This window comes from Ramlibacter sp. P4_H7, from assembly GCF_056400765.1.
Genome location: NZ_JBFUKP010000011.1, coordinates 1 through 24,300 on the forward strand (window position 1 = coordinate 1; position 24,300 = coordinate 24,300).

The window sequence follows — 24,300 nt, forward strand, 5'->3', positions numbered from 1 at the left end:
GCGCTTCCGCGGCGCGCGCACCGGCGCCGCGGCGCGAAGCCACCGCGCCCTTCGCCGGCGCCTCGGCCAGCATGGGCGCGGGTGGTGGCGCCGCCGGCCGCGAAGCCGGCCTGAGTCCTGAGGAACGCGCGGCGCGGGCCGCGGCCCTCGCCAAGCTCACGCCCGAAGAACGCGCCGCCCGCGCCGCCGCATTCGAGAAGCTCACGCCGGAAGAGCGCGAGGCGCTGCGTCAGCAGCGGCGCGCGGCGCGAGCGGCAGCCAGCGGAGCCGCCCCATCGCAATGAGTCCGTCCCGTCCCTTCATCCTGCGGCCCGTCGCCACCTCGCTGCTGATGGTGGCCATCGTGCTCGCCGGGCTGGTGGGCCTGCGCTTCCTGCCCCTGTCGGCGCTGCCGCAGGTGGACTATCCGACCATCCAGGTGCAGACGCTGTTTCCCGGCGCCAGCCCGGAGGTGATGGCGCAGACCGTCACGGCGCCGCTGGAGCGGCAGTTCGGGCAGATGCCGGGGCTGTCGCGCATGGGTTCGACCAGCGCCGCCGGCGTCTCCATCGTCACGCTGCAGTTCGGCCTGGGGCTGCCGCTGGACGTCGCCGAACAGCAGGTGCAGGCCGCGATCAACGCCGGCGGCTCGCTGCTGCCGGCCGACCTGCCGGCGCCGCCCGTGTACGCCAAGGTGAACCCGGCCGACGCGCCGGTGCTGACGCTGGCGATCACCTCCAGCTCGCTGCCGCTGACCGAGGTGCGCAACATCGCCGATACGCGCCTGGCGCTCAAGATCAGCCAGGTCTCCGGCGTCGGCCTGGTGACGCTGTCCGGCGGCCAGCGCCCGGCCGTGCGCATCCAGGCGGACAACCGTGCGCTCGCCTCGATGGGGCTCACGCTCGACACCATCCGCACCACCATAGGCTCGGCCAACGCCAACGCGGCCAAGGGCAGCATCGACGGCCCCACGCGGTCGTACACGATCAACTCCAACGACCAGCTGCTCACCGCCGAGGACTACGGCAACCTGATCGTCACGGTGCGCAACGGCGCGCCGGTGCGGCTGCGCGACGTGGCCTCGGTCGTCGAGAGCGCGGAGAACGTGAAGCTGGGGGCGCTGGCCAACCTGCAGCCGGCGATCATCCTGAACGTGCAGCGCCAGCCCGGCGCCAACGTGATCGCCACCGTCGATGCGATCAAGCAGCGCCTGCCGGAACTCACCGCCGGACTGCCGCAGTCGATCCAGGTGGACGTGCTGTCGGACCGCACCACCGGCATCCGCGCGTCGGTGGAGCACGTGGAGATCGAACTGGTGCTGGCCGTGCTGCTGGTGGTGCTGGTGATCTTCGCCTTCCTGCACAGCCCGCGCGCCACCCTGATCGCCAGCCTGGCCGTGCCGATCTCGCTGGTCGGCACCTGCGCCGCGATGTACCTGCTGGGGTACAGCCTGAACAACCTGTCGCTGATGGCGTTGACCATCGCCACCGGCTTCGTGGTGGACGACGCCATCGTCATGATCGAGAACGTCGCGCGCCACATCGAGGACGGCCTGCCGCCGATGGAGGCGGCGCTGAAGGGCGCGGCGGAGATCGGCTTCACCATCATCTCGCTGACAGTGTCGCTGGTCGCGGTGCTGATCCCGCTGCTGTTCATGGGCGACGTGATCGGCCGCCTGTTCCGCGAGTTCGCGGTGACGCTGGCGATCACCATCCTGATCTCCGCCGTGGTGTCGCTGACCCTGGTGCCCATGATGTCCGCGCGCTGGCTGAAGCCGCACACGGAGCCGGAAAGCGGCCTGGGCGGGCGGATCCAGCGCGGCTTCGACCGCGTGGTCCACCACTACGACCGCGGGCTCACCTGGGTGCTGGGCCGGCAGACGCTGACGCTGCTGGTGGCCCTGGGCACGCTGGCGTTCACCGTGCTGCTGTACATCGCGATCCCCAAGGGCCTGTTCCCCACCCAGGACACCGGCCAGCTGCAGGTGCGGGTGGAGGCGGCGCAGTCGATCTCCTATCCGCGCATGGCGCAGCTGCAGCAGGACGTCGCCCGCTTCATGCTGCAGGACTCGGCGGTGGCGTCGATCGCCAGCTTCGTCGGCGTCGACGCCGCCAACAACACCATGCTGCACACCGGCCGCATGCTGGTGAACCTCAAGGGCGGGCACGGCAGCCAGCAGGCGCTGATGGACCGCCTGCGCGACCGCGGCCAGCGGGTGCCGGGGGTGCGCCTGTACCTGCAGCCGGTGCAGGACCTGACCATCGAGTCCGAGACCGGGCCCACGCAGTACCGCGTGGCGCTGGAGGGCTCGGACACGGCCACCGTCAACGACTGGGCACAGCGCGTGGTCGATCGCCTGCGCCAGGAGCGCCGCCTGGCCAACGTCACCACCGACGCGGGCGCCTCGGGCGCGGCCATGTTCGTGGACGTGGACCGGGACAGCGCCGCCCGGCTGGGCATCAGCACGGCGGCCATCAACGAGGCGCTGTACAGCGCCTTCGGCCAGCGCATCGTGTCGACGATCTTCACCGAGACCAACCAGTACCGCGTGGTGCTGGAGGCGCGGCCGGAAGCGAATGCGAACGCGCTGAATTCCATCCAGCTGCGCGGCACCTCGGGCGAAGCGACGCCGCTGACGGCGGTGGCGCGCATCACCGAGCGGCGCGCGCCGCTGCAGGTGGTGCACGTCGCGCAGTACCCGGCGGCCACCATCGGCTTCGACACGGCGCCCGGGGTGGCGCTGGGCTCGGCCGTCGACGTGATCCGCGGCGTGCTCGACGAGATGAAGCTGCCGGCGACGGTCAGCACCACCTTCCTGGGCGCGGCGGGGGCATACGAGACTTCGCTGTCCAACCAGTTGTGGCTGATCCTGGCGGCGGTGGTGTGCGTCTACATCGTGCTGGGCGTGCTGTACGAAAGCTACGTGCACCCGCTCACGATCCTGTCCACGCTGCCCTCGGCCGGCGTCGGCGCGCTGCTGGCGCTGATGGTCACCGGCAACGACCTGGGGGTGATCGGCATCATCGGCATCATCCTGCTGATCGGGATCGTCAAGAAGAACGCGATCATGATGATCGACTTCGCGCTGGACGCCGAGCGCGAGCAGGGCAAGTCGCCGCGCGAGGCGATCCACCAGGCCGCGCTGCTGCGCTTCCGCCCGATCATCATGACCACGCTGGCGGCGCTGTTCGCGGCCGTCCCGCTGATGGTCAGCTGGGGCGACGGCGCCGAGCTGCGCCGGCCGCTGGGCCTGGCCATCTTCGGCGGGCTGATCGTGAGCCAGCTGCTGACGCTGTTCACCACGCCGGTGATCTACCTGGGGTTCGACCGGTTGGGGCGGCGGTGGCGCTCGAAGCAGCCCTCACCCCAACCCTCTCCCGCAGGCGGGAGAGGGAGTGATCGGCCCCCTCTCCCGCTTGCGGGAGAGGGAGGGGTGAGGGAGTGAACCTCTCCGGCCCCTTCGTCCGCCGGCCCGTCGGCACCGTGCTGCTGACGGCTTGGATCGCCCTGGCCGGCATCGCGTCCTTCTTCAAGCTGCCGGTGGCTTCGCTGCCGCAGGTGGACTTCCCCGTGATCTCGGTCTCGGCCAGCCTGCCCGGCGCCAGCCCGCAGACCATGGCGACCAGCGTGGCGACGCCGCTGGAGCGGCGGCTGGCCACGATCGCGGGCGTCAACGAGATCACCTCCAACAGCGGCACCGGCAGCTCGCGGGTGACGCTGCAGTTCGACATCAACCGCAACATCGACGCGGCGGCGCGCGAGGTGCAGGCGGCGATCAACGCCTCGCGCACCGACCTGCCGGCCACGCTGCGCAGCAACCCGACCTACCGAAAGGCCAACCCCTCGGCCGCGCCGGTCATCATCCTGGCGCTGACCTCGCCCTCGCGCTCGCCCGGCCAGATCTACGACGCGGTGTCCAACATCGTGCAGCAGAAGATCGCGCAGGTGCCCGGCGTCGGCGACGTGGAGCTGGGCGGCGGCTCGCAGCCGGCGGTGCGGGTGGAACTGATCCCGTTCGCGCTGAACCGCTACGGCATCGCCATGGAGGACGTGCGGGCGGCGCTGCAGGCCGGCACCGCCAACCGGCCCAAGGGCGACGTGAACGTCGACGGCCAGCGGCTGCAGATCTACACCGGCACCGGCATGGCCAACAATGGCAAGTCGGCGTCCGACTATCGCAGCCTGGTGGTGGCCTGGCGCGAGGGCGCCGCCGTGCGGCTGTCCGACGTGGCCGAGGTCAGCGACGGCGTCGAGAACATCAACACCATGGGCCTGTTCAACGGCAAGCCGGCCGTGATCGTGCTGGTGACGCTGCAGGCCGGCGCCAACGTGATCGAGACGGTGGACGCGGTGCGCAATCTGCTGCCCTCGCTCCAGGAAGCGCTGCCCAAGGACATCGGCCTGGAGGTGGCGTCCGACCGCACGCACTCGATCCGCGCCTCGCTGCACGAGGTGGAGGTGACGCTGGGCATCTCGATCCTGCTGGTGGTGCTGGTGGTGAGCCTGTTCCTGCGCAGCGCGCGCGCGACCTTCATCCCCGCGGTCGCCACCATCGTGTCGCTGCTGGGCACCTTCGGCGTGATGTGGATGCTGGGCTTCTCGCTCAACAACCTGTCGCTGATGGCGCTGACGGTGGCCACCGGCTTCGTGGTGGACGACGCGATCGTGGTGCTGGAGAACACATCGCGCCACATCGAGGCGGGCATGGACCGCTTCCAGGCGGCGCTGCGCGGCGCGCGCGAGGTCGGCTTCACCGTGCTGTCGATCAGCCTGTCGCTGATCGCCGTGTTCATCCCGCTGCTGTTCATGGGCGGCCAGGTGGGCCGGCTGTTCCGCGAGTTCGCGGTGACGCTGTCGGCGGCGGTGATGATCTCGCTGCTGATCTCGCTGACCACCACGCCGATGATGTGCGCCTGGCTGCTGCGGCGCGACGCGCACGAGCGCCGGCCGGGGCGCTTCTCGCGCTGGGCCGAACGCGGCTTCGGCTGGCTGCAGAAGTCCTACGAGGTCAGCCTGGACTGGGCGCTGGCGGCCCGCTGGCTGGTGCTGCTGATGCTGGTGCTGGTGATCGCGCTCAACGCCTTCCTGTTCGTGCGCATCCCCAAGGGCTTCTTCCCGCAGCAGGACACGGGCCAGATCAACGGCGGCATCCGCGCCGACCAGAGCATCTCGTTCCAGGCGATGCAGGACAAGCTGCGGCAGCTGGTGGAAATCATCCGCAACGACCCGGCGGTGGACACGGTGGTGGCGTTCACCGGCGGCTCGCGCGCCGGCGGCGGCTTCATGTTCGTGAACCTCAAGCGCGGCGGCGACGCCGAGCGCGGGCAGGCCGTGATCGCCCGGCTGCGCCCGCAGCTGGCGCGCGTCACGGGCGTGAGCCTGTTCCTGAACCCGGTGCAGGACCTGCGCATGGGCGGGCGGCAGTCCAACAGCACCTACCAGTACACGCTCAAGAGCGACAACGAGGCCGACCTCAAGCTGTGGGCGCAACGCCTGGCCGAGGCGATGAAGGCCCAGCCCGCGCTGGTGGACGTGGACACCGACCAGCAGGAAAACGGCGTGGAGACCTTCGTCGACGTCGACCGGCAGACGGCGACGCGCCTGGGCATCAGCTCGCGCGACGTGGACAACGCGCTGTACAACGCCTTCGGCCAGCGCCAGGTGGCGACGATCTACGAAGAGGTCAACCAGTACCGCGTGATCATGCAGATCGCGCCGCGCTACATCCGCAGCCCCGAGGCCCTGAAGGACGTGTACGTGCCGGCGCGCAGCACCGGCGCGCCGACCGACCTGGCGGCGTCGCTGAGCACCTCGACCACCGCGACGGCGAGCACCACCACCGCGACGACGGCGGCGACCTCGGCCAATCCCTCGCTGCGCGATGCCTCCACCGGGCAGGCGGTCAGTGCGGCGGCGACCCCCATGGTGCCGCTGTCGTCGATCGCGCATTTCTCCGAGCGGCCGACCGCCACCTCGGTGAACCACCAGGACGCGGAGCTCGCCACCACCATCTCGTACAACCTGGCGGAAGGCGCCACGCTGGCCGACAGCCAGGCGGCGGTGCGGGCGGCACAGGACGAGATCCGCATGCCGATCAACGTGCGCGGCAGCTTCCAGGGCACGGCGCGCCAGGCCGAGGAAACCAACAAGAACCAGCCTCTGCTGATCCTGGCCGCCATCGTCGTGATCTACATCGTGCTGGGCGTGCTGTACGAAAGCCTGGTGCACCCGATCACCGTGCTGTCCACGCTGCCGTCGGCGGGCGTGGGCGCCGTGCTGGCCCTGCTGCTGGCGCGCATGGAGTTCTCCATCATGGCGCTGATCGGGCTGTTCCTGCTGATCGGGATCGTCAAGAAGAACGCGATCCTGATCATCGACTTCGCGCTCGACGCCGAGCGCTCGCGCGGCCTGTCGCCCTTCGACGCGGTGCGCGAGGCCTGCCTGCTGCGCTTCCGCCCCATCCTCATGACCACCATGGCCGCCATCCTGGGCGCGCTGCCGCTGGCCATCGGCTTCGGCGAGGGCGCCGAGCTGCGCCGGCCGCTGGGCATCGCCATCATCGGCGGGCTCGTCGCCAGCCAGGTGATCACGCTGCTGACCACCCCGGTGGTGTACCTGCTGATGGACAAGCTGCGCCGGCGCAGCCCGCTGGAACGCCAGCTCTCGCGCCATGGCGAGCCCCTGCCAACCCCCTGAACCGAATGAAACTGCGTCCCGTCCCGCTTCGCCTGCTGTCCCTCCTTGCATCGGCCCTGGTGCTGGCCGGCTGCGCCAACCTCGAGCCGAAGTACGAGGTGCCCGCCGTCGACACGCCCGTGGCCTTCAAGGAGGGGCAGGGCGCGTGGGTTGCCGCGGCGCCCGCCGATGCGCTGGAACGTGGTCCCTGGTGGGAGCTGTTCGACGACCCGGTGCTCAACGGCCTCGCCGCGCAGGTGGATGTGTCCAACCAGAACGTCGCCGCCGCGCTCGCCGCCTACGACCAGGCGCGTGCCGTCACCCGCGAGCAGCGCGCCGCGCTGTTCCCGCAGGTGAACCTGGACGCCGGCGCCAACCGCACCGGCGGGCCGGACCGCCCGACCACGCGCAGCTACCGGGTCAGCATGGGCGCGAGCTGGGAGCCGGACGTGTTCGGCCGGCTGCGGCTGGGCGTGCAGGGCGCGCGCGCCGGCGAGCAGATCGCGGAAGCGGACCTCGCCGCCGCGCGCCTCGCCGCGCAAGGCGAGCTGGCCGCCAACTACTTCGCCGTGCGCCAGGCCGACATCGCCTATGCGCTGCAGGCCGCGACGGTGGCCGGCTACCAGCGCAGCGTGCAGATCACCCGCAACCGCTACGAGGCGGGCATCGTCGCGCGCACCGACGTGCTGCAGGCGGAGAGCCAGCTGTCCAACAGCCAGGCCGACCTGCTGGGCGTGGAGCGCCAGCGGCAGACCTTCGAGCACGCCGTCGCGGTGCTGGTCGGCAAGGCGCCGGCCCACTTCGCGATCCAGCTCGACCCGAACTGGAGCGTGCAGATCCCGGCCGTGCCGCCGGTGGTGCCCAGCACGCTGCTGCAGCGCCGTCCCGACATCGCGGCGGCCGAGCGCCAGGTGGAGCAGGCCAACACCCGCATCGGCGTCGCCCGCGCGGGCTACTACCCCAGCTTCAACCTCACGGGCTCGCTCGGCTCGACCGCGGCCGGCATCGGCGACCTGTTCAACGCGTCCAGCCTGGCATGGGCGCTGGGCGCGTCGGTGGCGCAGATGGTGTTCGACGCCGGCGCCACCACCGCGCGCGTCGACCAGTCGAAGGCGGCGCTGGAGCAGTCGGCGGCGCGCTACCGGCAGACCGTGCTGACCGCCTTCCAGGACGTGGAGGACCAGCTGGTCGCGCTGCGGGTGCTGCAGGCCCAGCAGTCGCTGCGGCAGGAGGCGAGCCGGGCTGCAGACCTGGTGGAACAGCAGGTCCTGAACCGCTACCAGGCCGGCCAGGTCAACTACACCGAGGTGATCACGGCCCAGCAGAACGCCGCGGCCGCGCGCCGGGCGCTGGTGCAGGCCCAGATCGACCGGCAGGTGTCCGCCGTGGCGCTGGTCCAGTCCCTGGGTGGCGGCTGGCGCGGGCTGGAGGCCCGGCCCTGACGGGGGTCATTTGACCGCCGTCAAGTCCGCGTCATTCCGGCGGAGTACCGTAAGCGGATGGGCAATGGCAGGTTTGCCGCCATCCTGGCGGTGCTGATTTCGGTGGGCGTGGCCGCCTGGCCGAGCGTGACGCAGAAGAGCGTGGTGCACGGCGTGACCGTGGCCGTCACGCCGGGCACGCTGGCCCAGGAAGCCAGCATCTGGGACTTCGCGGTCGCCTATGACGCGCAGGGCGGCCGGCTGCTCAAGGGCGACGAGCCGCTGGACCAGTTCGTGCTGGTGGGCGGCGGCCACCGCGTCAAGCCGCTGGCCTGGGAAGGCGACCGCGACGGCACCCGGCACCGCGCCGGCGTGCTGAAGTTCATCGCCGTCCATCCGCGCCCCAAGGAACTGCAGCTGGAACTGACGCGGCCGGGCGAGAACAAGCCGCGCGTCTACCGCTTCGTCTTCGGCGACTGGTCGGCGTAGAAGCCTCGCGGATGCTGGGGTTCGCCTGCGGGCTCACCGCCAGCCTACGGGGCAGGCCAGGTAGGCTGGGGTGACGCAGGAACCCCAGCGATGCGCGATGCGCGATGCGCGATGCGCGATGCGCGATGCGCGAAGGGCTGGGGTTCGGCGCTGCGCGCGCTCACCGCCAGCCTACGAGGCGCGGAGCCCGCCGCGTGAAGCGATCAGCCCTGCTCGGGCTCGGTGCCCTGTCCCAGCAGCGCCATCATCCCGCCTTCCAGCGCCTCCATGTGCCGCGCCAGCTGCGGCGTCGACTCCTTGGAGATCTTCATGTAGCCCTTGAAGGTGCGCAGCAGCGTCGCGCGGTCGTTGTGGTGCAGCAGCATGGTGGCCAGCGCGGCCTGCAGCACGTGCACCTGGGCGGCGAGCATCAGCTGGTTGTCCACCAGCCCCTGGATGCTCTGCCTGTGCACGTCGAGCGTTTCCCTGATTTCCTTGTCGTCCTGGTCCATGCCGGCCTCGTCAATGTGTCCAATCCATTGTGACAGCGAAGGCGCGGCTCAGGCGCGCAGCGCGGGCGGCGGCGTTTTCGGCCGGTAGTCGCACCAGCGCGCCACCGCGCATTCCCAGCACCTGGGCAGGCGCGCGACGCACACGTAGCGCCCGTGCAGGATGAGCCAGTGGTGCGCGTCCTGCAGGTAGGCCTTGGGCACGCGCTCCATCAGGCGCTGTTCCACCTCCAGCGGGGTCTTGCCCGGCGCCAGCCCGGTGCGGTTGCTGACGCGAAAGATGTGCGTGTCCACCGCCATCGCCTCTTCGCCGAAAGCGACGTTGAGCACCACGTTGGCCGTCTTGCGGCCCACGCCGGGCAACGCCTCCAGCGCCTCGCGGTCGCGCGGCACCTGGCCGCCGTGCCGCTCCACCAGGATGCGGCAGGTCTCGATCAGGTGCCTGGCCTTCATGCGGTACAGGCCGATGGTCTTGATGTACTCCTCGAGGCCTTCCTGCCCGAGCGCCAGGATCGCCTGCGGCGTGCTGGCGACGTGGAACAGGCGGCGCGTCGCCTTGTTCACGCCGGCATCGGTGGCCTGCGCCGACAGCAGCACGGCCGCCAGCAGCTCGAACACGGTGCTGTACTCCAGCTCGCTGGCCGGCATGGGGTTGGCCGCCTTCAGCGTGGCGAAGAAGGGTTCGATGTCCGCGTCTTTCATGGACCAAGTGTAGGAGGCCGGGGCGCGGAGTTCGTAGGCTGGGGTGACGAAGGAACCCCAGCGATGCGCGGAGAGCTGGGGTTCGGCGCTGCGCGCGCTCACCGCCAGCCTACGGGATCCACTCGCCAGCCTACGGGACGATCTCGCCAGCCTACGACGAACTCGCCGGCCTACGGCACGAACTCGCGGGCGACGGCGGCGATGACGCTGGCCTTGTCGGAGTCGCGGCGTTGCACCCAGGCAATGCGCCGCTCTTCCGCATCCGGGATCTCGATGACGCGCAGCTTGGCGTCGCTGGCCCAGCGCGCGCCACGCAGCAGCGGCATCACGGCGACGCCCAGGCCCGAGCGCACCAGTTCCACGATGCCTTCCAGGGCGTTGAGCTCCAGCAGTTCGGCCGGTTTCACGCGCAAGCGCCGCAGCGTGCGTTCCACCAGCCGCCCGGTGTGCTGCGTGGGGTCGAAGCGGATGAAGGGCTGCGATTGCAGGAGGACGCGAGGACTGGTGCTCTCCAGCTTGCGCGGCGCCAGCAGCACCATGGGCTCCGCGTAGACGGTGGTCCAGACCAGCTCCGGGCGCGCCCCGGGCTCGCGCACCGCGATGGCCGCGTCGAGTTCACCGGACTGCACGCGTTCGATCAGCTCGATCGACTTGGCGGCGGACACGTGCAGGTCGAGCGCCGCATGCCTGCCCTTGAGTGCCAGCGTCGCCTGGATCAGCGGCCGCACGGCGGAGACCACCGCGCCCAGGTGCACGGTGCCCGCCATCGCATCGGCCGCGGAGGAAGGCGCCAGCATCTGTTCGTACAAGGCGAGCAATCTGCGCACCTGCGGCACCAGCTCGCGGCCGGCGTCGTTGAGCACCACCCCCTTGCCCTGGCGCTCGAACAGGGGACGGCGCAGCTCGCCTTCCAGCGCGCGCATCTGCTGGCCCACCGCCGCCTGCGTCAGCGCCACCCGCGCGGCCGCCGCCGCGAACGATCCCTCGCTCGCCACGGCGGAGAAAGTGCGCAGGACGCGGATGCTGCTCATGCCCGGATCCTAAATCAATGCTTTAGCGTGGCTAAAGGATTATTCGCTTTTGCTTTGGCGAGACCGTTCCTATCATGGTCCCCATGATGCTGAAGCTGTTCGCCTCCCTCCTGCTGGCCGCCTCGACGCTGCTGGCGCCCTCCGCGCAGGCGCAGGGCTATCCCGTGCGCCCGATCCGCCTGGTCGTTCCCTTCCCCGCGGGCGGCGCCACCGACATCTTCGCCCGCGCCGTGTCGCAGAAGCTGGGCGAGCGCCTGGGCCAGCCGGTGATCGTGGACAACAAGCCGGGCGCCGGAGGCGCCATCGGCTCCGACGTGGTCGCCAAGGCCCAGCCGGACGGCTACACGCTGCTGCTGGCCACCAGCAGCACGCACAGCATCGGCCCCAGCTTCGGCGGCAAGCTGCCCTACGACGCGGTCAACGACTTCACGCCGATCGCGCACGTGGGCGACGCGCCCAGCATCATGCTGGTGCCCAACAGCGCGCCCGCCAAGACGATCAAGGAATGGGTGGACTACGCCCGCAAGAACCCCGGCAAGCTGAACTACGCGAGCAGCGGCCCCGGCACCGTGGTGCACCTCACCGCCGAATACTTCAAGGCGCAGGCCGGCCTGTTCCTCGTCCACATCCCGTACAAGGGCACGGCCCTGGCGATCCCCGACCTGGTGAGCGCCAAGGTCGACGTGCTGTTCGACTCGCTGCCGAGCGCGCTGCCGCACGTGAAGGAAGGCCGGCTGCGCGCACTGGGCATGACCAGCCTCAAGCGCTCGCCGCTGCTGCCCAACCTGCCGGCGATCTCCGAGACCATTCCCGGCTTCGAATCGGTGACGTGGTTCGGCGTGTACGGTCCCAAGGGCCTGCCGCCCGAGCTGGTGCAGCGCGTGAACACGGCGCTCAACCAGGCGCTGCAGGAGGCGGACGTCAAGGAGCGCCTCGCGCGCCTGGGCATCGAGCCGGTCGGCGGCACGCCGCAGCAATTCGCGGCGATGCTGGAGAAGGACCGCGCGAAGTGGAGGAAGATCATCACCGAACGCCACATTTCCCCGGAGTGAGCCGCCCATGAAGCAATTCGATTTCCACAATCCCTACCCGAGCACGCGCATCCCGGTGTTCGCGCGCAATGCGGTGTCCACGTCGCATCCGCTGGCGGCGCAGGCCGGCCTGCGCATGCTGTGGAAGGGCGGCAATGCGGTCGACGCGGCCATCGCCGCCGCCGCCGCCATGACGATCTGCGAGCCGGTCAGCAACGGCCTGGGCAGCGACGCCTTCGCGATCCTGTGGGACGGCAAGCAATTGCAGGGCATCAATGGCTCGGGCCCCGCGCCGGCCGGATGGACGCCCGAGTACTTCCGCAAGAAGTACGGAGCCGACGCGAAGACGCCGCCCAAGCGCGGCATCGATTCCGTCAGCGTGCCGGGCGCGGTCGCCACCTGGGTGGCGCTGTCCGAGCGCTACGGCAAGCTGCCCTTCAGCGACCTGCTGGCGCCCGCCATCGAAATCGCCGAGCGCGGCTACCTGCTGCCCATCGTCGTGCAGCAGAAGTGGGAAGCGGCGACGCCCGAACTCGGCCCGCAGCCCGGCTTCGCGCAGAGCTTCCTGCCCTGGGGCCGTGCGCCCAGGGTCGGCGAGCTGTTCCAGTTTCCCGCCGCCGCGCGCGCGCTGCGCCTGATCGCCGAGACCAAGGGCACCGCCTTCTACGGCGGCGAGATCGCCGAGGCCATTGCGCGCTTCAGCAAGGACAACGGCGGTGCGCACACGGTGCAGGACTTCGCCTCTTTCAAGCCGGAGTGGGTGACGCCGATCGCGAAGAACTACCGCGGCTACACCATGCACGAGATCCCGCCCAACGGGCAGGGCATCGCCGCGCTGATCGCACTGGGCATCCTCGACAAGTTCGACCTGCGCTCGCACAAGGTGGACAGCGCCGATTCGCAGCACCTGCAGATCGAGGCCATGAAGCTCGCCTTCGCCGACGTCTACCGCTACGTGGCGGAACGCTCGGCGATGGAGGTCACCACCGAGCAGATGCTCGATGACGCCTATCTCGCCAGCCGCGCGAAGCTCATCGACATGAAGCGCGCGCAGGACTTCAAGGCCGGCAACCCGGTCAAGGGCGGCACGATCTACCTGACCGCGGCCGACGAGAACGGCATGATGATCAGCTTCATCCAGAGCAACTACATGGGCTTCGGCTCGGGCTGCGTGGAGCCCAGCTTCGGCATCAGCCTGCAGAACCGCGGCCACGGCTTCAGCCTGCAGCCCGGCGCCAACCAGGTCGCCCCGGGCAAGCGTCCCTTCCACACCATCATCCCGGCCTTCCTCACCAAGGATGGCCACCCGGTCATGAGCTTCGGCGTCATGGGCGGCAACATGCAGCCGCAGGGCCACATGCAGACGCTGGTTCGCATGATCGACTACGACCAGAGCCCGCAGGCTGCCTGCGATGCGCCGCGCTGGCGCTTCAACGCGGGCCTGGAGATCAACGTCGAACACCAGATGGATCCGGCCGTGGTGCGCGAGCTGAACGCGCGCGGCCACCGCATGGAAGTCATCAACGACAGCTACCAGGACTTCGGCGCCGGCCAGTTCATCTGGCGCATGGGCGACACCGGCAAGGAAGGCTACGTGGTCGCGTCGGACGCGCGCCGCGACGGGCTCGCCGCGGGGTTCTGAGCGCGGTCGGTCCGCGGCTTCGGTTCGCGGTGTTGAAAGAGGAAGGGCGGCGCGATGCCGCCCTTTCCACGTCAGGCCATCGAGCCGGCCTGCATCTGCCTCTTCAGGCGCGAGAGCTGGTCGTGCGCGCGCTGCACCGCCTGCTGGGTCTTGGGATCGACGCTGCTACCGGCCTGTCGGCAAGCCTGCATCGCGCGGTCGGCCGTCTGCTCGAGCTGCATCACCGTCTGCCGCAGCGCGTTCTCGTCCACGGAGCCCGCGTGTTTGGCCTGGCTCGCCTGCTGGTGCAGGTCCATGACGCACTGCTGCAGGTCCTGCGGCGCGCTGCCCGAACGCACGGCCGCCTTGGCCTCGTCCGCGCAGGCCTCGACCCGCTCGATGCTTTGCTTGATCTCCTGCGTATCCATCATCTCTCCTGTGAAACGAACGTCGGGTTGACGTCTCTCCGTCCCATTTCACGGTGGGTCCCGGGAAGACAAGGAGGGAGCGTTCCACGCAGGCACGTGGGCGTCGTCCGACAGGGCCCGGCACAGCAGCAGGCGCGGCCGGGCCAGGGCGGCGGGCTCACTGCACCGTGATGCGCGCCGTGCGGATCACGGTTGACCACCGTGCCATCTCGCTGGTCATGAACGCGCGGAACTCGGCGGGCCCAGAGGCGCCCACCGGCTCGAGTCCGGCGGCGGCGAGCCGCTGCTGCACGGTCTCCAGGGCGAGCACCTTGCCGATGGCGGCCGACAGGCGCTCGACCACGGCCACCGGCGTGCCTGCCGGCGCGACCACGCCGTGCCAGTCGCGCACCGTCACCGCGGGATGGCCGCTTTCCGCCATCGTCGGGACGTCAGGCAATCCGGCAATGCGGTGATCGCCGGTGGTGGCCAGCGCGCGCAACCGGCCGGCCTTCACCAGGGCGAGCACCGAAGGGCTGCTGGCGAACATGAACTGCACGTGGCCGCCCGCCACCGCGGTGACGCCCGCCACCGCGCCATTGAAGGGCACGTGCTGCAGCTGCAGGCCCAAGGTCTGGGCGAACAGCTCGCCGGCCAGGTGCGCCGGCGTGCCGTTGCCGCCGGAAGCGTAGGTCAGGGGCGCGGTGCGGGCGGCGGCCACCAGGTCGCCCAGCGTCGCGAACGGGCCGTCGGCGCGCACCACCAACACGTTGGTGACCGCCGAAATCTGCCGCACCGGCGCGAGGTCGTGTGCGCTGTCATAAGGCACGGAGTGGAGCAGGGCGGGTGCAACGGCGGCGGGCAGCCCGAAGATGCCGATCAATTGCCCATCGGGTTTCGCGCGTGCCACCGCGGCGATCGCCACGGTGCCGATCGCGCCAGGCCGGTTCTCCACGACCACGGGCTGTCCCAGTTCCGCAGCGAGCGGTCCGCTGATCGCCCGCGCCACCACGTCGCCCGGTGTCCCGGCAGCGGCGCCGGTGACGATCAACAGCGGTCCTGATGGCGTGGGCGCGGCGGTCTGCGCCCCTGCGGCGAGGCAGGCCCAGCACCCGATCCACAGGGCAATGCGCTTGATCATTCCGTCCTCCATGCACCCGGTTGCGATTCGTGCAGTACAGCATCGCCGGCCTCGCGACGTAAGATGACCCGTGCTTCTGCGCGATAACCCGGGGCTATCACCATGCAGCTGAACCAGCTACGCAATTTCATCGCCATGGTGGACGCGGGAAGCATCCGCGCGGCGGCGCGGGGGCTGGGCATTTCGCAGCCCGCAGCCACCAAGAGCCTGCGCTCGCTCGAACAGGAACTCGACGCCGTGCTGGTGCAGCGCAATACGCGCGGCGTGACGCTCACCGAGGCCGGCAAGGCGTTCCTCGCGCATGCGCGCAGCGTGCAGAGCGAATTGCAGCGCGCACGGCAGGAGCTGGCGCAACTGGCGGGCCAACGCAGCGAAGCGGTCGCTCTCGGTGTCGCTTCTGTGGTGGGGGCCTGGCTGGTGCCTCCGGTGCTGGAGCGGTACCGCGCGAGCTGGCCGGACGCCGGGGTGCGCGTGGTGGAGGGCACGCAGGAAACGCTGCTGCCCCTGCTGCGGGAGGGCGGGATCGACTTTGCCGTGTGCCTGCGCATGGAGCCGGAGTCCACCGGCGGCTTCAACGTGCGGCCGCTGGCGCGGCTGCGCCTGACGGTCGTGGGGCGCAAGGGGCACCCGCTGCGCCATGCTCGATCGCTGCGGGCGCTGGCCGACGCCCACTGGGTGATGAGCCGGCCGCGCGGCGGCACCGGCGTGCTGGAACACGCGTTCGCCGCCGAGGGTTTGCCGCTGCCCGCTTCAGCCGTCGAGTGCGATTCGCACGGCCTGAAGGTGGCGATGCTGGCTGCCGGTGATTCCCTCGCCCTCGTCAGCAAACCGATGCTGGCGGAGAAGAGTGCCCGCGCCGTGCTGGAGGAGATTCCGCTGGACAAGCCGTTCCCGCTGATGACCTTCGGCCTCTACAGCCGGGCCGATGCGCGGCCAAGCGCCGCGGCGCGCGCGTTCGCGACCCTGCTGGCCGGACACTGCCGGCAGGTGCTGCGAATCGCCGCATGAGCCTTCCGCTCGGCGGGTGCGCGGACCCGTGCACGCATCGTTCGTGCGCGCCAGCACGCGGCGTTCAGCGCAGTCCCGCGATGTAGTGCGCCAGGTTCTCGATGTCGGCATCGGACAGGGTGCGCGCCACGCTGGTCATGTTGCCGGCGTCGTTGGTGCGGGTGCGCTCCTTGAAGGCCTTGAGCTGGGCGACGATGTACTGGTAGCTCTGCCCCGCCACCCGCGGGATCTCGTTCTGCCCCTTGAACGCCTCCTGGTGGCACATGGTGCAGAGCGTCTCGTCCGCCTTGGCCTTGCCCAGGCGCGCCTTCGCCTCGTCGGGCTTGAACGTCGACGGCTTCAGCGCCTGCGCCGCATAGAAGTTGGCGACGTTGACCATGTCTTCGCGCGACAGCGGCTGCGCCTTCGGGGACATCAGCGGATTGCTGCGCCGGCCTTCCTTGAAGTCGCGCAGCTGGATGTAGAGGTAGCGCCAGGACTGTCCCGCGAGGCTGGGCACCTCGGGCGAGGGCGCGTTGCCGTCCGCGGCGTGGCACTCCCCGCAGATCTGCTGCGCCTTGGCGCGGCCGGCCTCGACGTCCTGCGCGGGTGCCGGCCCGGCGGCCAGCACTGCGAGGGTGAAAAGGACTTGCCGCGCGGCCCGCATCTCAGTCGGGCAGGGCGAACACCACCATGGTGTTGCCGCGCTTGAAGTCCAGCTGCGTGTTGCCGCCGCAGCCCATGGCCACGTACTGCTTGCCACGCACGGTGTAGCTCACGGGCATGGCGTTGGCGCCGGCGCCGCAGTTGAACTCCCACAGCTTCTGGCCGGTGCCGGCATGCAGCGCGCGGATGAAGCCGTTGCCTTCGCCGTAGAACACGAGGTCGCCGGCGGTGGCCAGGGCGCCGCCGATCAGGGGCTGCTCGGTGTCGAACTTCCAAGCCATCTTGCCGGTGTCCACGTTGACGGCCGCGAGGCGTCCCCACTGCTTCTCGCCCTCGATCACCTTGAAGGCGCCGCCGAGCCACAGCTTGCCGCCGGGGTACTTGGCCTCCTCCACGTGGTAGGTCATGGGCTGGTGCAGGTTCAGCGCATACGCGAGCCGGTGCTTGGGATGGAAGGCCATCGGCGACCACTCGACGCCGCCGTTGGCGCCCGGCAGCATGCGCGCACCTGTCGCAGTGGGCAGCACCCACATGTTTTCCTGCGGGATCATCGCCTCGGAGAAGCGGATCAGCTTGCCGGTGGCGCGGTCGTGCACGTACACGTGGCCGGTCTTGCCGCCGTGGATCACGGCCGGGACCATCTTGCCGCTGGCGTCCTTCGCGTCGACCAGGATCGGCGGGCTCACCGCGTCGAGGTCCCACACGTCGTGCGCGACGTACTGCGAGTGCCACTTGTACTGCCCGCTGTCCAGGTCCACCGCCACCATCGAATCGGTGTAGAGGTTGTCGCCCGGCCGCTCGGCGCCGTACAGGTCCGGCGAGGGGTTGCCGACCACGAAGAAGATCGTGCGGGTCTTCAGGTCCACCGCCGGGTTCATCCACACGCCGCCGCCCAGCGTCTGGTAGAAGTTGCTGTTGCGCCCGAGCGCTTCCTTCTCGGCGGCGATGTTGCGCTTCATGTTGCGGCCGGTCAGGTCGTTCTCGGCCCACACGCCCTCGTGGCCCTTCTCGGGGATCGTGTAGAAGGTCCACAGCGGCTTGCCGTCCTTGGCGTCGAAGGCCTTCACGAAACCGCGGATGCCGTACTCGCCGCCGTTGGTCCCGATCAGCACCTTGCCGTCCACGACGGTGGGCGCCATGGTCTCGCTGTAGCCCTTCTCGGGATCGGCGATCTGGGTCTCCCACAGCACCTTGCCGTCCTTGGCGTCGAGCGCCACCAGCTTGGCGTCCAGCGTGCCCATGAAAAGCCGGCCGCCCTCGATCGCGACGCCGCGGTTGTTGGGGCCGCAGCAGAAGGTGGTGATCGGACCCATCTTGTGCTTGTAGTGCCAGAACTGCTGCCCCGTGGTCGCGTCCAGCGCGTACACGTGGTTGAACGAGGTCGTCATGTACATGATCCCGTCGACGACGATGGGCGCCGTCTCCATGGATTCCTTGACCTCGGTCTGGAACATGAACACCGGCCGCAGGCGCTTCACGTTGGTGGTGTTGACCTGCGTGCCCGGGTAGTAGCGCTGCTGCTCATAGCCGCCGTTGGTGTGCAGCCAGTTGGCGCCCTGCTTGTCCGCCGCGTTCAGCATGTCCTGCGTGACGTTGGGCGCCTTGACGATCATCGGCGGGCCACCCGCGCGCTGTCCCTGGATTTCCTGTGCAGAGGTACTGGCGGCGAGGGCACACAGGAGCGCCACGGGCCAGACGGATGGACGGAAGACCTGCATACGACTTCTCCTCGTGAGTGGACGCTTCGAGTGAAGTCCGGCGCGCAAGCGTCGGGCTGGCGGTGGATAGGCCGGCGCCAGTATCATCATTTCCTCCCCCGAATTCAAGGAGCTGGCCGCCATGCACTTGCCCCCCGGCCTTGGGCGCATCCTCGCCGTCCTCCTGTTTGCGGCCTGCAGTGCGTCGGCGCTGGCGCAGCGGGGCGCCGACCAGATCAACGTCAACGGCCAGCTGGTGATCGCCGCGCGCGCCGGCCAGGTCGATCGCGTCGGGAAACTCCTGGAGGAGGGCGCGCAGGTCAACTCGCGCGACCGCAACGGCGATTCGCCGCTGAACATGGCGGCGGCCCGCGGCAACCTTGCCATGGTCGAGCTGCTGCTGGGTGCCAGGGCGGACGTGCAGCTGGCCAACCTGGCGGGCGTGACGCCGTTGATGGCGGGCGCGTTCTCCGGCAACGCGGAGATCGTGCGCAAGCTGCTGGCCGCGGGCGCGCGCACCGATCCGGTGGACCGCGTGAAGAAGACCGCCGCCGTGTATGCGGCCGGCCAGGGCTGCATCGGCTGCCTGGAGCAATTGCTGCAGGCGGGCACGCCCGTCAACGGCCGGCTGGACCGCGACCTGACGCTCTTGATGTGGACCGCGGGCTACGGCCAGGAAGCCGCGGCGAAGTGGCTGCTGGAAAAGGGCGCGGACCGCAGCCTGCGCGACGACCGCGGCAAGACCGCTGCCGACATCGCGCGCGAGACCAACCACGCCGCGCTGGCGCAGCTGCTCGCGCCCTGAGCTCTTCAGCGCGCCGTCCGTACCTGGCGGCGAGGGGCGGCGGCCTTGGTACGGGAGACGACCTGACGCGCAGCGCTGGGGTTCGCCTGCGGGCTCACCCCAGCCTACCGAAACACCCGAAGCTGCGGCTGTTCCCGTAGGCTGGCGGTGAGCGTGCGCAGCACCGAACCCCAGCGTCGCGTGCCAAGCGGCGCGGAGCAAGCCCCATCCCCAAAGCCCGCGGTTGAAAACACCCCCGCCCCCGCCTACTGTTGCCTCGCTGGCGCGGCCGTGCAGGACAGACAGCGGGCGGCGCAGCCCATCCGTCACGGCTACGGCCGGCATGGCGGCGCCGGTGTCCGAATGGCCGAAAGGAGCATGCCGTGAAGCACATGACCCATCCTGTCCTGTTGTCCCTGTCCACCGTGGCGCTGATGGCGCTGGCTCCGCCCGCTTGGGCGGTGCATGGCGGCGAAGGCCTGCAATGGGGCGATGCGCCCCCGATGCTGCCCAAGGGCGCGAAGCTCGCCATCCTGCAGGGCGACCCCGGCAAGGCCGGCCCCTTCGTCATGCGCCTGCAGCTTCCCAAGGGCTACAAGGTCGCCCCGCACTCGCATTCGCAGACCGAGAACGTCACGGTCATGTCGGGCAGCTTCATGGTGGGGATGGGCGACAAGGCCGACCCCAAGGCAATGAAGCCCATGCAGGCGGGCGCCTTCGGCTCGATCCCGGCCAAGGCCAACCACTACGCGATGGCCAAGACGCCGGTGATCCTTCAGATCCACGGGGAAGGCCCGTTCGACCTCACCTACGCCGATCCCAAGGACGATCCGTCGAAGGGCCAGGCCAGCAAGTAGGGGCACGCCTGAAGGCGGAACCCCTGCGCCGCACGCACGCTGCGCTGCACGTAGGCTGGCCGGTGAGCCCGCAGGCGAACCCCAGCGATCCCGGCAAACCTCAGCGCGTGCGCAGGCGCAGCTGGTTCGGCAGCGGCAGCGAGCGCCGCAGCACGTCCTCGCCCAGCCACAGCGCGGCGGCGCGCGCGCGCTGCGACACCATCGGCAGCGGCATCTGCACGTAGTCGTCGTTGAACACCTCGAAGCTGTAGTCCCCGGTGTAGCCCAGCGCGTCCAGCTTCAGCACCATCTGCACCAGTTCGTGCGTGTGCACGCCCTCGCCGGGGAACACGCGGAAGGTGCGGGCGGTGGCCATGCGTTCCTCGAAGGTGCGCGTCTCCTGCCACATGAAGTCGGACAGCTGCACCAGGAAGATCTTCGCCGGGTCGAGGTCGTCCATCCGCTCCAGCGGCGTCTTCGCCGCCAGGATGTGGAAGGAATCGAAGCCGATGCCCAGGTTGGGGCAATCCGCGCGGCACACCACGTCCCAGGCGGTGGTGAATTCGTTGACCGTGCGGCCCCAGGACAGGCCCTCGTACGCGATCTTGATGCCGAACGGGATCGCCAGCATCGCCAGCTTGCGCAGGTCGCGCGCGATCGCGTCGAGGTCCGTCGTGGCATGGGTTGAAGTCGACGAACAGGCCAGCAGCACGTCGCAGCCCAGCGCCGCGCACATCTCCAGCATGGTCTTGGCGATGTCCACCTTGTACTGGTGCAGGTGGCCGGACAGGCCCTCGAAGTCGCGCAGCACCTGGAAGCCGGTGCCGCGCAGGCCGCTCGCGCGCACCGCCTTCACCGCGGCCTGCCAGCCCTGCGGATGGCCCACCAGGTCGTTGGCCTTGAGCATGACCTGGCTGAAGCCGGCCTGCTGCATCGCCTCCAGCTTGGCCTCCAGCGGGCCGGCCAGCGTGATGGTGTCCATGCCGAAGACACGGATCGCCTGCTGCAGGCTGCGCGGGTCGTTCATCAGGAACCCTTTTTCGTGCCCCGCGCCGCGGTGGCCGCCGCTTCCGGCGCCCGGGCGGGGCCGGCTTCGCTGTGCACCAGCTCGAAGACGACGCTGCCCAGGAAGGTCTTGGTGATCGCGCCGCGCCGCTCGGTGTGCGCCGCGCCGCTCTCCACGAATTCCATGCCCAAAGCGCGCAGCGCCCGCACCGCGGCCAGCACGTCGGGCACGCCGAGGCCGATGCGCTGCAGCCGTTCGCTGTCGTCCAGCGAATCGGGCTCGGGCTCGATCACCTGCAGCATGAAGCGGGTCTCGGGGCGCAGCGCCGGCGCGCGCAGCAGCTTGCCCGCGGGCATGATGCCGAAGCGCTGGTCGTCCGGGATCACCTCGATGCCGAACAGCTCCTGGTAGAACTCCAGCCAGTCGTAGGTGCGGTCCGCGCCGATGTACTGCACGATGCCGAAGAAGTGGATGCCGGCCACGCCGGGGGGATTCGGGTCGACGCCGGGGATCTTCACGAAGTCCACGTCGTAGATCGAGAACTCGCGGTAGCGATCCACGAAATAGATCCGGCTGCCGCCCACGCCGTGGATGGCGGGGATGTTCAGTTCCATCGCCTCGGGATGCGTGGGCACCTCCCAGGCGCCGCGCTCCAGCACGTACTTGTAGGCGGCGCGCGCATCGCGCACGCGCAGCGCGATCGCGCTGATCGCCGGCGTCGCCTCGCCGTGTGTCGCGCCGTCGGCGTCGCGCGGGTGCGCGTTCACCACGATGTTGATGTCGCCCTGCCGGTACAGCAGCACCTCGCGCGAACGATGCCGCGCGACCGGCCGGAACCCCATCCGCTCCAGCACGTGGCCCAGCGCCTGCGGCTGCGAGGTGGCGTACTCGATGAACTCGACGCCGTCCAGGCCGATCGGGTTGGCCTCGTCGCTGAAGGCATCCTGCAAGGGCTCGCGCGCTTCGGGTTGCAGCAACAGGTCGCTCATGTCTAGTACTCCAGTCGCGCCACCGAGCGCAGCGTGTCCGCCGTGGTCGTCGGAAAGCCGAAGAACTCCAGGTAGGCCGGGATCATCTCGAACAGCATGTCGGTGCCCACCTGCACGCGGCAGCCGCGCGCCTGCGCCGCGCCCAGGAAGGCGGTCATCTCGGTCTTCATCACCACCTCGCCGACGAAGCTGCGCGGATCGAGCCGGTCCATGTCCACGGGCAGCGGATCGCCCGCGTTCATGCCCAGCGGCGTGGCGTTGACGACCAGGTCGCAGCCGGCCGGGTCGCGGCTGCCGGTGCTCACCGTCACGGCCGGGTAGTGCGTGCGCAGGCGACCGGCCAGGGCCTCGGCGGCTTCGGCCTGCACGTCGAACAGGTCGATCCGGCCGATGCCCGCGCCCGCCAGCGAGGCCGCGATGGCCGAGCCGACGCCGCCGCTGCCCACCACCAGCGCCTTGGCGCCCCGCAGCTGCAGCCCCTTGCGCTGCAGGCCGCGCACGAAGCCCTCGCCGTCGAACATGTCGCCCAGCAGGCGGCCGTCCGGCAGGCGCTTGACGGCATTGCAGGAGCCGGCGACCTTGACGACGGGCGTCACCTCGTCGCAGAGGTCCACCACGCTCACCTTGTGCGGCATGGTGATCAGGGCGCCGCGCATGTTCTCCAGCGCGAACACGCTAGGCAGCACGGTGGCGAAGTTCTCCGGCTTGCAGCCCATTGGCACGACGATCGCGTTGACGCCGATGGACTCGAAGTACGGGTTGTAGATCATCGGCGCCTTGAACGAATGCGTCGGCCATCCGAGGTGGGCGATGAGCTCCGTGTGTCCGTTGATCAGCATGGTCTTGGGCAGGCGTGCGTTCATCGCAGATTCGCGTTATCGGGGTCGTGCGTGCGCACCAGGCCTTCCAGGGCGATCACGTAGCCCTGGACGCCGAAGCCGACGACGATGCCGGCGGCGGCCGGCGAGATGAAGGAATGGTGGCGGAAGGCCTCGCGCGCATGCACGTTCGAGATGTGGCACTCGATCACCGGCAGGCCGTCCACGCCCTTGATGGCATCGTGCAGCGCCACCGAGGTGTGGGTGAAGGCGCCGGGGTTGAACACGCAGCCCAGCGCCTCCCCCTGCTTGAACAGGCGGCCGTACTCGTGGATCTTGTCGAGCAGGGCGCCTTCCCAGTTGCTCTGGAAGCACTCGACCTCGTAGCCCAGGCGCTCGCCGGCGGCGCGGCACAGGGCCTCCACGTCGGCCAGCGACGTGGTGCCGTACTGCGCCGGCTCGCGCGTGCCCAGCAGGTTGAGGTTGGGCCCGTTCAGGACGAGGATCTTCCGCACCGCCGCTCCCTTACTTCCGCAGCTTGGCCAGCTCGGCCATCATGGACTTGACCGTGGCCTCGCCGACGTTGGCCGCGTGCTTGTCGATCACCGGCTTCATCTTCTCGCGCAGCTTGGTCACTTCGGCCGCCGGCAGTTCGGTCACCTGCATGCCGCCCTTCTTCAGGTCTTCCAGGCCGCTTTGCAGCGCGGCGCGCGACTGGGTGCGCTCGTACTGGATCGACTCCTGGGCCGCTTCCTGCAGCACCTTGTGCTCGGCGGGCGCCAGCGAGTCCCAGACCTTCTTGCTGATCACGATGGACTGCGGGTTGTACTGGTGGTTGGTGAGCGTCATGTACTTCTGAACTTCGTTCAGCTTGGCGCCCTTGATGGTGGCCACCGGGTTCTCCTGGCCGTCGACGGCGCCCTGTTCCAGCGCGGCGTACAGCTCGGGGAAGGGCAGCGGCGTCGGGTTGGCGCCCAGCGCCTTCACCCAGTCGACGTTGATCGGGTTGGGGATCACGCGCAGCTTCAGGCCGGCGATGTCCTCCACCTTGCTGATCGGGCGCTTGCTGTTGGTGAGCTGGCGGAAGCCCAGCTCGTAGTAGCCCAGGCCGACCAGGCCCTTTTCTTCCAGCTTCTTGTGCAGGCTCTGGCCGAAGGGGCCGTCCACCACCGCGTCGGCTTCCTTCGCATTGCCGAACAGGAAGGGGAAGTCGTAGATCGCGAAATCCTTCACCAGGCTGGCGAAGATGCCGGAGTTCATCGCCGCCATCTCCAGCGAACCGCCCTGCATCGCCGAGATGTTGGCCTGGTCGCTGCCCAGCGCGCCGCCGGCGAAGACCTGCACCTTCAGCTTGCCGCCGGACTTCTTCTCCACCAGCTCGGCGAACTTCTCCATGCCGCCCACGATCGGCGTGCCCTTGGCGTTCTGGTTGGCGAACTTGATCGTGCGCGTCTGCGCCTGCGCCAGCCCGAAGGCGGACAGGGCGACGGCGGCCACCAGCGTCTTGAGGAACAGTCGTTTCATTGGTTGTC

Annotated in this window: 21 protein-coding genes and 1 pseudogene; 10 read left to right on the forward strand and 12 right to left on the reverse strand. The window is 69.7% G+C overall.

Annotation, left to right across the window (positions count from 1 at the left end; all coding sequences use genetic code 11):
• From AC1DSA_RS15755 to AC1DSA_RS15775, 5 genes and pseudogenes are all read left to right on the forward strand, one after another.
• Window positions 1-284 (forward strand): annotated as a pseudogene (locus AC1DSA_RS15755) (efflux RND transporter periplasmic adaptor subunit); the annotation flags it as partial.
• Window positions 281-3,424 (forward strand): efflux RND transporter permease subunit, encoded by a 3,144-nt coding sequence (locus tag AC1DSA_RS15760; protein ID WP_477890807.1) that lies wholly within the window; start codon window positions 281-283, stop codon window positions 3,422-3,424. The pseudogene AC1DSA_RS15755 and the gene AC1DSA_RS15760, both read left to right, overlap by 4 nt.
• Window positions 3,421-6,675 carry an efflux RND transporter permease subunit gene (locus AC1DSA_RS15765; RefSeq protein WP_477890809.1) on the forward strand — a complete coding sequence of 1,085 codons (3,255 nt, stop codon included), beginning with the start codon at window positions 3,421-3,423 and terminating at the stop codon, window positions 6,673-6,675. The genes AC1DSA_RS15760 and AC1DSA_RS15765 overlap by 4 nt, the downstream gene beginning before the upstream one ends.
• 5 nt (window positions 6,676-6,680) lie before the next feature.
• Complete coding sequence (locus tag AC1DSA_RS15770) at window positions 6,681-8,096, forward strand: efflux transporter outer membrane subunit (RefSeq protein ID WP_477890814.1); 1,416 nt, start codon at window positions 6,681-6,683, stop codon at window positions 8,094-8,096.
• A 57-nt stretch (window positions 8,097-8,153) separates the two neighbouring features.
• Window positions 8,154-8,564: a hypothetical protein gene (locus AC1DSA_RS15775; RefSeq protein WP_477890816.1), complete on the forward strand. Its 411-nt coding sequence runs from the start codon at window positions 8,154-8,156 to the stop codon at window positions 8,562-8,564.
• Window positions 8,565-8,767: 203 nt separating this feature from the next.
• Here AC1DSA_RS15775 and AC1DSA_RS15780 read toward each other — a convergent pair whose 3' ends face one another.
• From AC1DSA_RS15780 to AC1DSA_RS15790, 3 genes are all read right to left on the reverse strand, one after another.
• Window positions 8,768-9,055, reverse strand: a complete 288-nt coding sequence (locus AC1DSA_RS15780) for a hypothetical protein (protein ID WP_477890818.1) — start codon at window positions 9,053-9,055, stop codon at window positions 8,768-8,770.
• Window positions 9,056-9,103: 48 nt separating this feature from the next.
• Window positions 9,104-9,754, reverse strand: coding sequence for an endonuclease III (nth, locus tag AC1DSA_RS15785; RefSeq protein WP_477890820.1), 651 nt, complete (start codon window positions 9,752-9,754; stop codon window positions 9,104-9,106).
• Window positions 9,755-9,924: 170 nt separating this feature from the next.
• The gene (locus AC1DSA_RS15790) at window positions 9,925-10,785 is read right to left on the reverse strand and encodes a LysR family transcriptional regulator (RefSeq protein WP_477890822.1); all 861 of its coding nucleotides are present in this window, start codon (window positions 10,783-10,785) and stop codon (window positions 9,925-9,927) included.
• Between the two features lie 83 nt (window positions 10,786-10,868).
• On the opposite strand from AC1DSA_RS15790, the gene AC1DSA_RS15795 reads away from it, so the two are divergent.
• Together AC1DSA_RS15795 and AC1DSA_RS15800 are read left to right on the forward strand one after the other, a co-directional pair.
• The gene (locus AC1DSA_RS15795; protein ID WP_477890824.1) at window positions 10,869-11,837 is read left to right on the forward strand and encodes a Bug family tripartite tricarboxylate transporter substrate binding protein; all 969 of its coding nucleotides are present in this window, start codon (window positions 10,869-10,871) and stop codon (window positions 11,835-11,837) included.
• A 7-nt stretch (window positions 11,838-11,844) separates the two neighbouring features.
• On the forward strand, window positions 11,845-13,458 hold the full coding sequence (locus AC1DSA_RS15800) for a gamma-glutamyltransferase family protein (protein WP_477890826.1): 1,614 nt from the start codon (window positions 11,845-11,847) through the stop codon (window positions 13,456-13,458).
• Between the two features lie 71 nt (window positions 13,459-13,529).
• Here AC1DSA_RS15800 and AC1DSA_RS15805 read toward each other — a convergent pair whose 3' ends face one another.
• Both AC1DSA_RS15805 and AC1DSA_RS15810 read right to left on the reverse strand, forming a co-directional pair.
• Entirely contained in the window at window positions 13,530-13,865 is a 336-nt protein-coding gene (locus AC1DSA_RS15805) for a hypothetical protein (RefSeq protein ID WP_477890828.1), read from the reverse strand.
• A gap of 157 nt (window positions 13,866-14,022) precedes the next feature.
• The gene (locus AC1DSA_RS15810; protein ID WP_477890830.1) at window positions 14,023-14,985 is read right to left on the reverse strand and encodes a Bug family tripartite tricarboxylate transporter substrate binding protein; all 963 of its coding nucleotides are present in this window, start codon (window positions 14,983-14,985) and stop codon (window positions 14,023-14,025) included.
• A gap of 102 nt (window positions 14,986-15,087) precedes the next feature.
• On the opposite strand from AC1DSA_RS15810, the gene AC1DSA_RS15815 reads away from it, so the two are divergent.
• Complete coding sequence (locus AC1DSA_RS15815; RefSeq protein ID WP_477890832.1) at window positions 15,088-15,993, forward strand: LysR substrate-binding domain-containing protein; 906 nt, start codon at window positions 15,088-15,090, stop codon at window positions 15,991-15,993.
• 64 nt (window positions 15,994-16,057) lie between these two features.
• Here the strand turns inward: AC1DSA_RS15815 and AC1DSA_RS15820 are convergent, their stop codons facing one another.
• Together AC1DSA_RS15820 and AC1DSA_RS15825 are read right to left on the reverse strand one after the other, a co-directional pair.
• Window positions 16,058-16,603, reverse strand: coding sequence for a c-type cytochrome (locus AC1DSA_RS15820; RefSeq protein WP_477890834.1), 546 nt, complete (start codon window positions 16,601-16,603; stop codon window positions 16,058-16,060).
• 37 nt (window positions 16,604-16,640) lie between these two features.
• On the reverse strand, window positions 16,641-18,356 hold the full coding sequence (locus tag AC1DSA_RS15825; protein WP_477890836.1) for an outer membrane protein assembly factor BamB family protein: 1,716 nt from the start codon (window positions 18,354-18,356) through the stop codon (window positions 16,641-16,643).
• A gap of 121 nt (window positions 18,357-18,477) precedes the next feature.
• On the opposite strand from AC1DSA_RS15825, the gene AC1DSA_RS15830 reads away from it, so the two are divergent.
• A complete protein-coding gene (locus AC1DSA_RS15830) occupies window positions 18,478-19,140 on the forward strand; it encodes an ankyrin repeat domain-containing protein (RefSeq protein WP_477890838.1) in 663 nt (220 codons plus the stop codon).
• Window positions 19,141-19,511: 371 nt separating this feature from the next.
• Complete coding sequence (locus AC1DSA_RS15835) at window positions 19,512-19,976, forward strand: cupin domain-containing protein (protein WP_477890840.1); 465 nt, start codon at window positions 19,512-19,514, stop codon at window positions 19,974-19,976.
• 100 nt (window positions 19,977-20,076) lie between these two features.
• On the opposite strand, the gene AC1DSA_RS15840 is transcribed toward AC1DSA_RS15835, so the two are convergent.
• Genes AC1DSA_RS15840 through AC1DSA_RS15860 form a run of 5 tightly spaced genes read right to left on the reverse strand, consistent with a single transcriptional unit; the run spans window position 20,077 to window position 24,292 of the window.
• Window positions 20,077-20,982, reverse strand: a complete 906-nt coding sequence (locus tag AC1DSA_RS15840) for a sugar phosphate isomerase/epimerase family protein (RefSeq protein ID WP_477890842.1) — start codon at window positions 20,980-20,982, stop codon at window positions 20,077-20,079.
• Window positions 20,982-21,950: a 4-hydroxyphenylpyruvate dioxygenase gene (locus AC1DSA_RS15845; protein ID WP_477890844.1), complete on the reverse strand. Its 969-nt coding sequence runs from the start codon at window positions 21,948-21,950 to the stop codon at window positions 20,982-20,984. Before AC1DSA_RS15845 ends, AC1DSA_RS15840 begins: the two co-directional genes overlap by 1 nt.
• Window positions 21,951-21,952: 2 nt before the next feature.
• Entirely contained in the window at window positions 21,953-22,786 is an 834-nt protein-coding gene (locus tag AC1DSA_RS15850; protein ID WP_477891115.1) for a shikimate dehydrogenase family protein, read from the reverse strand.
• A 23-nt stretch (window positions 22,787-22,809) separates the two neighbouring features.
• The gene (aroQ, locus tag AC1DSA_RS15855) at window positions 22,810-23,283 is read right to left on the reverse strand and encodes a type II 3-dehydroquinate dehydratase (RefSeq protein WP_477890846.1); all 474 of its coding nucleotides are present in this window, start codon (window positions 23,281-23,283) and stop codon (window positions 22,810-22,812) included.
• A 10-nt stretch (window positions 23,284-23,293) separates the two neighbouring features.
• On the reverse strand, window positions 23,294-24,292 hold the full coding sequence (locus AC1DSA_RS15860; protein WP_477890848.1) for a TRAP transporter substrate-binding protein: 999 nt from the start codon (window positions 24,290-24,292) through the stop codon (window positions 23,294-23,296).
• Window positions 24,293-24,300: the final 8 nt, after the last annotated feature.